Here is a 10,822-nt window from a genome sequence, read left to right on the forward strand (position 1 = left end):
CTGCTGGACGGTCAGCGCGGTGGTCCGGCGCACGGTGAGCGCGGTGTCGTTCGTCATGTCCGGGAACGTAGGCGGGAATCGGACGGCCGGGCAGAGGGTTGGGCTCATGGAACGACAGGGACCATGAGCGCTCCTCATAGCGCGAGGTGAGAGAGGTGGCAGAGACGATGGCCGACCACGATCTGGCCCCGCACGAGCTGCGGATCCTGGTCGCCGTCGCCGACGCGGGCGGCTTCTCGGCGGCGGCCGCCGCGCTCGGCCTGACCCAGTCGGCGGTCTCCCACTCGGTACGCGGCAGTGAACGCAAGCTCGGCGCCGTGCTGTTCACCCGCGGCCGTACGGGAGCGGCGCCCACGGCGGCGGGGGAGCGCGCCGTCGGGTACGCGCGCCGCGTGCTGCGCCTGCTCGACGCGATGGCCGCCGATGTGCGCGGCGCCGACCGCGGCCGGGTCGGGGGCGGCCGGGTCGAGGGCGAGGTGCGGATCGCAGCGTTCCGCAGTGCCGCGCTGCATCTGCTGCCCGCGGCGCTGCACCGGCTGCGGGAACGGCACCCGGGGATCGACGCCCGCGTCAAGGTCGTACGCGAAGTGGGCGCCGGTACCGCGGGGGAGGTGCTCGCGGGGCGGGCGGATCTCGGTATCGCGACCCTGCCGACCAGACCGACCGCGCCGGTCCCGGCCGGTCTGGTCGGCGCGGTGCTGCGTGAGGAGTCGTACGCGTTCGTGCACCCGGCCGGGCACCCCGATCCGCGCTCGCTGCCGCTGGTCGACTGGGTGGAGAACTGCGGCTCGTACACCCGGCGCTGGTGGGGCGAGCAGGACTGGATCCCGCGGGCGACCGTCGAGACCGAGGACGACGGAGCAGTGCTCTCGATGGTGAGCGCCGGTCACGGAATGGCGATCATGCCCGCGCTCTCCCTGACCGGAGCACCGCCCTCGGTTCAGATCAGTGATCTCGGTCCGGACCGCCCGTTCCGCTCCATCGGCTACGTGACCACGCCCGAGCTCGCCGAATCGGCCGCCGTACGGGCGCTGATCAGGGAGTTGAGGGAACTGCGGGGCTGAGCGGGGCTCGGCGGAAGCGGTCTGCGGGGCGGGTCCGGGGGCTCCGTTTCATGATCGCCGTCTCAGATAGTAGGAAGTCCGAGTAATTGTGGAGACAGCAGCCGCATGCTGCCTTAGCTTTGTAGAAGCCGAACGACTCGCTAGATCAAGCGAATGGCGGCCGTGAGCCGGGCACCCAGGCAGGTAACCCCTGCGGCCCGTGTTCCCCGCCCCTTCCGGCGTCTCGCAGCACTACCCCCCTCCGCACTCCGTCGTGCCCTCAAGGAGTCGAATTCTCATGACCGAGACGACCGTCGCCACCCGCCGAGTCCGCCACGTCCCCCGCGCCGGGGACGCCGAGCGCAAGAACGCCGCCGCCGCCCTGCAGCGCGCCCTCGACCGCAGGGACAACGGCGGCGAGACGGGTCACTGAGCGGCGCTGCCGCCCCGATCGCCCCGCTGACCTGCCCGTAGGACCTCGAAGTAGTCGACGCGCTCGCCGCTCTCGGCGAGTGCGGAGACCTTCATCCTCGGCTGCGCGCCGGTCTCCACCTCCACCGCGAGGAACGAGAAGCCGGTGTACCGCACCCGTGACCACTCCACCGTGTCCGGGTCGGGCAGCCGCAGCTTGGTCCAGTGGAACGTGACGATCGACTCCCGGTCGTTCACGTGCCCTTCGTAGCTGTCCTCGACGCCCGCCCCGAAGCCGTACAGCTCCTTGCCCGCGCCGCCGGCCGTGACGTACACGATGCCGTCGCGCGTCGGGTCCGTCGTCCCGCCGACCGGTACGGGCCTGCCGACCTCGCCGCCCTTGATGGCGTCGGTGCGCTCGTACACATGGTTGTGGCCGTTGATCACCAGGTCGACCTGGTGCTTGCTGAACAGCTCCAGCCAGGCGTCGCGCACCCCGCCGTCGGAGGCGTGCGTGGACGTCGAGTACATGCAGTGGTGGAAGAAGACCACGATGAAGTCGACGTCCTGGTCGCGCCGCAGCTCGCCCAGGCGCTTGTCCAGCCAGGCGGTCTGCTTCCCGTCCGTGTAGCCCTTGTTGGCGGGGATCTCGTACGAGACGTCGTTGGCGTCCAGGGCCACGACGCCGACGCTGCCGTAGCGGAACGAGTAGACGCCCGGCGCGTTCCGCGGGTCGAAGCCGTTCTCCGGCAGGGACCAGCGGGCCGACTGGCCGCCGTAGCCGTTCGGTGAGTACCAGGCCTCCATGTCGTGGTTGCCGGTCGTCACCATCCACGGCACGGACTTCGCCACCGACTCGGTCTGCGCGAGGAACTGGTCCCACACGCGCGCGTCGTAGGTGTCCGACTCCTTGCCCATGCCGCTGGAGTCCGCGTAGCAGATGTCGCCCGCGTGCAGGTGGAACGAGGGGTTCTGGCCCAGGATCAACTGGTCGTTGGCGAGCGCGTCATAGCTCACGCCCTGGTCCCCGAAGGCCGTGAACACGAACTTCTCCGGCTTCGCGGGCGCGGTACGGAACGTGCCGATCGTGCCCATCCGCTCGGGCGCCGCCGGATCGAAGCCCTCGTGGCCGACGCCGTAGTAGTACGTGGTGCCGGGCTTCAGGTTGTCGAACGCGGCGTGCAGGTAGTACTGCTCCACCTCGGGCAGCTTCTTCGACAGCGCGGGCGTGTGCAGCGGGCGCACCTCGGCCTCGATCTTCCGGCTCAACTCCCAAGGGGCGGTGCCGATCCGGACGTACGGCTGCTTCACCGCGAACGGCACCTGCCAGGAGATCCGCATCTGGGTCGCGGGGTCCGCGCCGAAGGCCAGGTGGCGGCCGAAGGGGGCGACCAGGGAGCCGTCCACCTTCGCGGTGGGGGCGTCGGTGGTGAGCGTGGGGGCGGTGGCGCTCGCGTTCCCCGCGCCGATGAGCAGCCCGCCACCGCCGGCGGCGCCCGCCGTCACCAGTCCGCCGATGAGCGCTCCGCGCCGGGAGACCTTGGGGCGGGCGTGCTTGGCCCGCAGGTACTCGTGCTGCTCCGGCATGCTCAGGCGCTGCGCGAGCTGTTCTGGGATGCCCACGTTCGGTGTGTCCATGGGGGTTGAACTTCCCAGTAACTTGGGGCTTGCGTCCGGCTTTAGGGTGAACTTGGGGTGGCGGTTCGGTGGTCCTTTTTCCCCAGTCCCGCCCCTTCCCGAAAGTCCTGCCGGACGGGCCTCCTCAATCGCCGGAGGGGCTCAGATTGCCGCAAGGCCTCAAATGGCCGGAGCGGCTCACGATTTGAGCCCCGGTCCGGAAAATCCAGCCCGTCCGGCGCTTGAGGACGAGCGCGGAGCGCGATGGGGCCTCTCCGGCCTGAGGAGCGGGGGCCGGGGGCGGAGCTCCCTGGGGGTAAGTCCAGATAGCGGACAGCTCATGTCACCGGGTAAGACAACCGCGTACCCTCAAAAACATGTCTCGCAGCATCAATCTCGCACTCATCCCCGGCGACGGCATCGGCCCGGAGGTCGTGGCCCAGGGGCTCAAGGTCCTCTCCGCCGTGCTTCCGCAGGACGTGAAGCTGGAGACGAAGGAATTCGACTTCGGCGCCAAGCGCTACCACGCCACCGGTGAGACCCTCACCGACGCCGATGTCGAGGCCCTCAAGCAGTACGAGGCCATCCTGCTCGGCGCCATCGGTGACCCCTCGGTCCCGTCCGGTGTCCTGGAGCGCGGCTTCCTGCTGAAGCTCCGCTTCCTCTTCGACCACCACGTCAACCTGCGGCCCTCGAAGCTGATGCCGGGCGTCTCGACCCCGCTCAAGGGCCAGCCGGAGATCGACTTCATCGTGATCCGCGAGGGCACCGAGGGTCCGTACACCGGCAACGGCGGCTCGATCCGCACCGGTACCCCGCAGGAGGTGGCCACCGAGGTCTCGGTCAACACCGCCTTCGGCGTCGAGCGTGTCGTCCGTGACGCCTTCGCCCGCGCCCAGGCCCGCCCGCGCAAGAAGCTGACGCTGGTCCACAAGAACAACGTCCTGAGCTTCGCCGGTCACCTCTGGACCAACATCTTCAACAAGGTCGCGGCCGAGTTCCCCGACGTCACCACCGACTACCTGCACGTGGACGCGGCGACGATCTTCCTCGTCACCGACCCCGCGCGCTTCGACGTGATCGTCACCGACAACCTCTTCGGCGACATCATCACCGACCTCGCCGCGGCCGTCTCCGGCGGCATCGGCGTCGCGGCCTCCGGGAACATCAACCCGAGCCGCGAGTTTCCCTCGATGTTCGAGCCCGTGCACGGCTCGGCCCCGGACATCGCGGGCCAGGGCAAGGCCGACCCGACGGCCACGGTCCTCTCCGTCGCCCTGCTCCTGCGCCACCTGGGCTACGAGGCCGAGGCCGTACGCATCGAGGACGCCGTCTCCGCCGACCTCTCGGAACGCGGCGACACCACCCGTACGACGGAAGAGATCGGCGACGCGCTCGCCGGACGAGTAGCGGGCTGACCCCGACGGATCCACCCCAAGCCGCCGGGTCGCACACGCACCCGGCGGCTTCTCGTATGCGCCGCCGGGTGCCACCATCGACCCCTGGGCCGCATTCACACTGTTTCAGTCACAGCCCCACGCGAGCGATAATCGAACGCGGGGCCGCGAAATCCGGGTAAGCGAGTACGAGACAGCCGCCTGCCGAGGTGGCGTGAGCGCGGTCCGACACACGACAAGACCGGTGAAGGACAAGCACTCATGACGACGCCCACGATCGAGCTCAAGCCCTCCTCACGCCCGCTCTCCGACACGGAGCGTGACGCGATCCTGGCCAGCCCCGGGTTCGGCCGCCACTTCACCGACCACATGGTGACGGTCAAGTGGACCGAGGGCCGCGGCTGGCACGACGGCCAGCTGGTGCCGTACGGCCCGCTCTCCCTCGACCCGGCGACCAACGTCCTGCACTACGCCCAGGAGATCTTCGAGGGTCTCAAGGCGTACCGGCAGCCCGACGGCACGGTCGCCACGTTCCGGCCGGACATGAACGCCAAGCGCTTCCAGCACTCGGCCTGGCGCCTCGGCATGCCCGAGCTGCCGGTCGAGACGTTCATCGAGGCCTGTGACGCCCTCGTCCAGCAGGACAAGGACTGGGTCCCGGCGCACGGTGGCGAGGAGTCGCTCTACCTGCGCCCGTTCATGATCGCGACCGAGGTCGGCCTGGGCGTGAAGCCCGCCAACGAGTACCTCTTCGTCGTCATCGCCTCGCCCGCCGGCGCGTACTTCCCCGGTGGCGTGAAGCCCGTCTCCATCTGGCTCTCCGAGGACCGCGTGCGCGCCGTCCCCGGCGGTGTCGGCGACGCCAAGACCGGCGGCAACTACGCGGCCTCGCTGCTCGCGCAGGCCGAGGCCGCGGCCAAGGGCTGCGACCAGGTCGCGTACCTCGACGCGGTCGAGCACAAGTGGGTCGAGGAACTCGGCGGCATGAACCTGTACTTCGTGTACGGAAACAAGATCGTCACGCCGACCCTGACCGGCTCCCTGCTCGCGGGTGTCACCCGTGACTCGCTCCTCCAGGTCGCCCGCGACCTCGGCTACGAGGCGGAGGAGACCCGCGTCTCCATCGACCAGTGGCAGGCCGACACCGAGTCCGGCGCCCTGACCGAGGTCTTCGCCTGCGGTACGGCCGCGGTGATCACCCCGGTCGGTACGGTCAAGCGCGCCACCGGCGAGTGGAAGCAGTCCGGCGGCGAGGCCGGCGAGGTCACGATGCGGCTGCGTAACGCGCTGCTCGACGTGCAGCGGGGTACGGCCGAGGACCGGCACGGCTGGATGCACAAGTTGGGCTGAGGGTTCCTCTGTACGAGTGCCGGAGGCGGTCGACCACCTGAACGTCGATCGCCTCCGGCTCGTCCTCAAGCGCCGGACGGGCTGACAGTCGCCTCCGGCTCGTCCTCAAACGCCGGACCGGCTGCGGATCGGTCGTCGGCAGGGCTGGATGTCCCGTCCGATGACCGGGACCCCGCACCCCGAGGCGTCAGCGCCGCGTACAGCACCCCGCCGACCAGCCCCGACAGTACGAAGCTGCAGTCCACGCCCCCGGTCAGGGGGAGGAGCGGGCCCTCGTACAGCGGGGTGGAGACCGCCGCGAGGCCGACCGCCGCGCCCGCTGCCCAGGCGAGGGCGGCGCGGGGTTCCCAGCCCTTGCTGAACCAGTAGACGCCGCCCCGCGAGCGGCGGTTGAAGACCTGCAGGGCCTCCGCGTCGTAGTTGCCGCGGTTACGGCGGTGCACCTGGAGGGTGATCACCGCCCAGGGCGTGCCGACCGCAGTGAGCAGCAGGACGAAGGACGTCATCGCCGACTGCGCGTCCCAGGCGAAGTGGCCCAGGAAGACGAAGAGGGTGGCCACCGCCGCCGCGATCACCGTGGCCGTGGTGCGGCTCGCGCGCGGCACGATCGCGTCCAGGTCGAGGCCCATCGAGTACAGCATCAGGCCCGCGTTGCCGACCGAGCCCGCGGTGGCGGCGAGCAGCAGCGGGATCAGGTACCAGCCGGGTGACGCGTCGACCAGCGGGCCCGCGTAGTCGAGCCCGGCGCGGGCCGCGAGCGCGGTGAACGTGCCGAAGAGTTGCGGCAGCAGCAGCCCCACCGTCAGGCCGAGGGCCGTCGAGCGCAGGACCGTGCGCCCGGAGTGCCGGCTGGGGGAGATGTAGCGGGAGTAGTCGCCGAGCAGCGTGATGAAGGCGACCGGGCCGCTGAGGCCCGCCGCGACCGCGGCGAACAGCCAGGTCGGCCAGAACGAGCCGAGCAGATACGGGGTGTCCGGCGGCGCGGCGGTGGTGAAGTCACCCGCGTACGCGAACAGGCCGAGTGCAAGCAGGGCCGTCATGCCGAGGGTGAGCGCCTTGCTGAGGCGGAGCAGCAGTTGGTAGCCGAAGACGGCGGCGATCACGGTGGCGCCCGCGAGCAGCGCGTACACCAGGGAGTGCACCGCGCCGCCGTCGGACATCCCGGTGAGCCGGGCCAGCGTGCCGATCATGACGTCGCCGCCGATCCACAGGGTCAGCGCGGTGTAGCCGAGGGCGAGCAGCAGGCCGACCACCGAGCCGATCAGTCGGCCGCGGACGCCGAAGGCGGCGCCGCTGGAGGTGGAGAGGTTGGTGCCGGTGCGCAGTGATACCAGGGCGAGCGGCGAGGTCACCAGGACGCCGACCGCGGTTCCGGCGACGATCGCGGTCACCGAGGGCCACAGGCCGAGCCCGAAGGACGGCGGCAGCCAGCCGAAGACGATGACTCCGAGGCAGAGGTTGGAGCCGAGCAGGATCGAGATGAGGTCGCGCGGACCGCTGGTCCGCTCGGCCTCCGGGATGGTGTCTACGCCGCGCTGTTCAATCGGCATGGGTGTCCCCTGTCGGTGGGAGGAACAGTTCTCGGTGAAGGCGGTTCTCGGTGCAGGTTCTCGGTGCAAGTACTCAGTGCGGGTACTTGGTGGGGGTCTCGGCGCAGGGGCGTGCTGCTGTGGCAGCCGGGCCGCTGACGAAGCTCTGGGCCGCTCTCGCAGCGGGGCCGCTGTCGCGGCCGTGCACTGTTCGGCCTGAGATTTGAGTGCCGCTCGAAAAGCGCGGCCCGACCAATGTGACGGATGTCAACCTGGCGCGTCAATCTTTTGGAGAACCCAATTCAGGGTTTAGAGTGCTGCACTAACTGGAAGTGAGGAAGTGTCGTGCGACTCACCCCGACCGAACGTGACCGGCTGCTGCTTTTCAACGCCGCCGAGCTGGCCCGCGCCCGCCGTGCGCGGGGGCTGCGGCTCAATGTGCCCGAGGCGACCGCGCTGATCGCCGACGCGGTCTGCGAGGCCGCCCGTGACGGGCTGCGGCTCGCGCAGGCCATAGAGCGGGCCCGCTCCGTGCTGGGCCCGGACGACGTGCTGCCGGGGGTCGCCGACGTGGTGACCGAGGTGCATGTGGAGGCCGTCTTCGACGACGGGTCCCGGCTCGCCGTCGTCTCCGACCCGCTGCGCGGCGGCTCCCTGGGCGACGCCGCCCCGGGCGCGGTCCTGACGGGGCCCGCGCATCAGGAGCCCGAGCCCGCGGTGCGGATCCTCGTGCGCAACACCGCGACCGTGCCGGTCAGCGTGACCTCGCACTTCCACTTCTTCGAGGCGAACCCGCGGCTCGACTTCGACCGCTCGGCCGCGTACGGCATGCGGCTCGCCATTCCGGCCGGGGCGTCGTTCCGCTTCGGTCCGGGCGATGACGCGGAGGTCGGTCTCGTGCCGATCGGTGGCGCGCGGGTCGCGATCGGTTTTGCCGGGCTCGTCGACGGTGAGCTGGACGCGCCCGGCGCGAAGGAGGAGGCCCTGCGGCGGGCAGCGGCCTGCGGATACCTGGGAGTTGAGGCATGAGCCGCCCTACCAAGCACAGCGATCACCACCTGCCGCCGAGCAGCGGGCACATCGACCCGCGCGAGTACGCCTCCGTGCACGGCCCGCGCGCCGGGGACCGGGTCGTCCTCGGTGACTCCGGGCTCGTCGTACGCGTCGAGTCCGACTCGCAGCGGCACGGCGACGAGTTCCTGGCCGGCTTCGGCAAGACGGCCCGCGACGGACTGCACCTCAAGGCCGCGGCCGTACGCGAGACCTGCGATGTCGTGATCAGCAACGTGCTGGTGATCGATGCCGTGCAGGGGATCCGGAAGGTCTCCATCGGGATCAGGGAAGGGCGGATCTCCGCGATCGGGCGGGCCGGTAACCCCGACACCCTCGACGGTGTGGACGTCGTCGTCGGCACCGGCACCACGATCGTCTCCGGCGAAGGCATGATCGCCACCGCCGGAGCCGTCGACACCCATGTGCACCTGCTGTCGCCGCGCGTCATGGAGGCCTCGCTCGCCTCCGGTGTCACCACGATCATCGGCCAGGAGTTCGGCCCGGTGTGGGGCGTCGGCGTCAACTCGCCCTGGGCGCTGCGCACCGCGTTCGGCGCCTTCGACGCGTGGCCGGTCAACATCGGCTTCCTGGCCCGGGGTTCGTCGTCCGACGGCGCGCCCCTCGTCGAAGCCCTTGCCGAGGGCGGGGCCTCCGGGTTCAAGGTGCACGAGGACATGGGCGCCCACACCCGTGCCCTGGACACCGCGCTGAGGGTGGCCGAGGAGCACGATGTCCAGGTCGCCCTGCACAGTGACGGGTTGAATGAGTGCCTGTCGGTCGAGGACACGTTGAAGGTCCTGGACGGGCGCACCATCCACGCCTTCCACATCGAGGGCTGCGGCGGCGGTCACGTACCGAACGTGCTGAAGATGGCGGGCGTGCCGAACGTCATCGGCTCGTCCACCAACCCGACGCTGCCCTTCGGACGGGACGCGGTCGCCGAGCACTACGGGATGATCGTCTCCGTCCACGACCTGAAGACGGACCTGCCGGGTGACGCCGCCATGGCCCGTGACCGCATCCGGGCCGGGACGATGGGCGCCGAGGACGTGCTGCACGACCTGGGCGCGATCGGGATCACCTCGTCGGACGCGCAGGGCATGGGCCGCGCGGGCGAGACCGTGCGCCGTACCTTCGCCATGGCCGGGAAGATGAAGGCCGAGCTCGGCCCCATGGACGGCGACGGCACGCACGACGACAACGCGCGCGTGCTCCGTTACATGGCCAAGCTGACCATCAACCCGGCCATCGCCCACGGTCTCGCGCACGAGGTCGGCTCCATCGAGGTCGGCAAGATGGCCGACATCGTGCTGTGGCAGCCGCAGTTCTTCGGCGCCAAGCCGCAGCTCGTCCTCAAGTCCGGCTTCCCCGCGTACGGCGTCACCGGCGACCCCAACGCCGCCACCGACACCTGCGAACCCCTCGTCCTGGGCCCGCAGTTCGGGGCGCACGGCGCGGCACCCGCCGAGATCTCCGTGGCCTTCGTCGCGCAGGCCGCGATCGACCGGGGCCACGACCTGATGCCCACCCGCCGCCGCCGCGTCGCGGTCCGCGGCACCCGCGGCATCGGCCCCTCCGACCTGCTCCTCAACTCCCGTGTCGGCGCCGTGGACGTGGACGCCGACAGCGGCCTCGTCACCCTCGACGGCGACCCGGTGCGCTCCGAACCGGCCGACTCCGTCTCCCTGAACCGTCTCTACTTCCTGTGAGGACCCCCATGACGTTCCGTATGCCCGCCGAGTGGGCCCCGCACGAGCGCACCTGGATGGCCTGGCCCGGCCCCAACGTCACGTTCTCCTCCGAGGAGGAGCTGACCGAGTCCCGCGAGGCGTGGGCCTCCGTGGCCCGTGCCGTCCGCCGCTTCGAACCCGTCACCGTCGTCCACGGCCCCGGCCAGGCCGACTCGGCACGTGCCCTGCTCGGCCCCGACATCGAGCTGGCGGAGCGTGAGCTCGACGACGCGTGGATGCGCGACATCGGCCCCACCTTCGTCACGAACGGCACCGAACTGGCCGCCGTCGACTGGGTGTTCAACGGCTGGGGCGCGCAGGAGTGGGCCCGCTGGGACCACGACGCCAAGGTCGCCTCGTACGTCGCGGACCTCGCCGGGGTGTCCGTGCACACCTCGTCCCTCGTCAACGAGGGCGGCGGCATCCACGTCGACGGCGAGGGCACCGTGCTGCTCACCGAGACCGTGCAGCTCGGCAAGGAGCGCAACCCCGGCTGGACCAAGGAGCAGGTCGAGGCGGAGATCCACGCCAAGCTCGGTACGCGGAAGGCGATCTGGCTGAAGCGCGGCCTGGCCGCCGACTACCCGCCGCACGGCTTCGGCACCCTCGGCCGACCTCCGCGTCATCGCCCGGACCGAAGCGGAACGACGCCCCGGCCGGAATGGCGAGCCGCATGCCGTACGCGGCCGAGC

Annotated in this window: 9 protein-coding genes; 7 read left to right on the forward strand and 2 right to left on the reverse strand. The window is 70.7% G+C overall.

The genetic code is table 11. The features are described from left to right. Window positions 1–167: 167 nt before the first annotated feature. Both GUY60_RS26725 and GUY60_RS39555 read left to right on the forward strand, forming a co-directional pair. The gene (locus GUY60_RS26725) at window positions 168–1,064 is read left to right on the forward strand and encodes a LysR family transcriptional regulator (RefSeq protein ID WP_161702280.1); all 897 of its coding nucleotides are present in this window, start codon (window positions 168–170) and stop codon (window positions 1,062–1,064) included. Between the two features lie 277 nt (window positions 1,065–1,341). Beyond that, entirely contained in the window at window positions 1,342–1,476 is a 135-nt protein-coding gene (locus GUY60_RS39555) for a hypothetical protein (RefSeq protein WP_161702264.1), read from the forward strand. On the opposite strand, the gene GUY60_RS26735 is transcribed toward GUY60_RS39555, so the two are convergent. Further along, window positions 1,470–3,092: a purple acid phosphatase family protein gene (locus GUY60_RS26735; RefSeq protein ID WP_161702266.1), complete on the reverse strand. Its 1,623-nt coding sequence runs from the start codon at window positions 3,090–3,092 to the stop codon at window positions 1,470–1,472. The genes GUY60_RS39555 and GUY60_RS26735 overlap by 7 nt on opposite strands. Window positions 3,093–3,448: 356 nt before the next feature. Here GUY60_RS26735 and GUY60_RS26740 point away from each other — a divergent pair, with 356 nt between their 5' ends. Both GUY60_RS26740 and GUY60_RS26745 read left to right on the forward strand, forming a co-directional pair. Beyond that, window positions 3,449–4,489 carry a 3-isopropylmalate dehydrogenase gene (locus GUY60_RS26740; RefSeq protein WP_161702268.1) on the forward strand — a complete coding sequence of 347 codons (1,041 nt, stop codon included), beginning with the start codon at window positions 3,449–3,451 and terminating at the stop codon, window positions 4,487–4,489. Between the two features lie 240 nt (window positions 4,490–4,729). Next, window positions 4,730–5,818: a branched-chain amino acid aminotransferase gene (locus tag GUY60_RS26745; protein WP_161702270.1), complete on the forward strand. Its 1,089-nt coding sequence runs from the start codon at window positions 4,730–4,732 to the stop codon at window positions 5,816–5,818. A 65-nt stretch (window positions 5,819–5,883) separates the two neighbouring features. Here GUY60_RS26745 and GUY60_RS26750 read toward each other — a convergent pair whose 3' ends face one another. Beyond that, window positions 5,884–7,368 carry a cytosine permease gene (locus GUY60_RS26750; protein ID WP_161702272.1) on the reverse strand — a complete coding sequence of 495 codons (1,485 nt, stop codon included), beginning with the start codon at window positions 7,366–7,368 and terminating at the stop codon, window positions 5,884–5,886. Window positions 7,369–7,692: 324 nt separating this feature from the next. Here GUY60_RS26750 and ureA point away from each other — a divergent pair, with 324 nt between their 5' ends. The 3 genes from ureA to GUY60_RS26765 all read left to right on the forward strand — a co-directional run. Further along, window positions 7,693–8,376 (forward strand): urease subunit gamma, encoded by a 684-nt coding sequence (gene ureA / locus GUY60_RS26755; protein WP_161702274.1) that lies wholly within the window; start codon window positions 7,693–7,695, stop codon window positions 8,374–8,376. Further along, window positions 8,373–10,109, forward strand: coding sequence for an urease subunit alpha (locus GUY60_RS26760; RefSeq protein WP_161702276.1), 1,737 nt, complete (start codon window positions 8,373–8,375; stop codon window positions 10,107–10,109). Before ureA ends, GUY60_RS26760 begins: the two co-directional genes overlap by 4 nt. 8 nt (window positions 10,110–10,117) lie before the next feature. Beyond that, on the forward strand, window positions 10,118–10,822 hold a 705-nt coding region (locus GUY60_RS26765), incomplete at its 3' end, for an agmatine deiminase family protein (protein WP_161702278.1).

It is taken from the genome of Streptomyces boluensis, from assembly GCF_009908195.1.
Classification (GTDB): Bacteria; Actinomycetota; Actinomycetes; order Streptomycetales; family Streptomycetaceae; genus Streptomyces; species Streptomyces boluensis.

Coding starts and splice junctions, on each gene's coding strand:
- GUY60_RS26735 (WP_161702266.1), bottom strand. CDS start 3,092: ATGGACACACCGAACGTGGGCATCCCAGAACAGCTCGCGCAGCGCCTG.
- GUY60_RS26745 (WP_161702270.1), top strand. CDS start 4,730: ATGACGACGCCCACGATCGAGCTCAAGCCCTCCTCACGCCCGCTCTCC.
- GUY60_RS26760 (WP_161702276.1), top strand. CDS start 8,373: ATGAGCCGCCCTACCAAGCACAGCGATCACCACCTGCCGCCGAGCAGC.
- GUY60_RS26750 (WP_161702272.1), bottom strand. CDS start 7,368: ATGCCGATTGAACAGCGCGGCGTAGACACCATCCCGGAGGCCGAGCGG.
- GUY60_RS39555 (WP_161702264.1), top strand. CDS start 1,342: ATGACCGAGACGACCGTCGCCACCCGCCGAGTCCGCCACGTCCCCCGC.
- GUY60_RS26740 (WP_161702268.1), top strand. CDS start 3,449: ATGTCTCGCAGCATCAATCTCGCACTCATCCCCGGCGACGGCATCGGC.
- GUY60_RS26725 (WP_161702280.1), top strand. CDS start 168: ATGGCCGACCACGATCTGGCCCCGCACGAGCTGCGGATCCTGGTCGCC.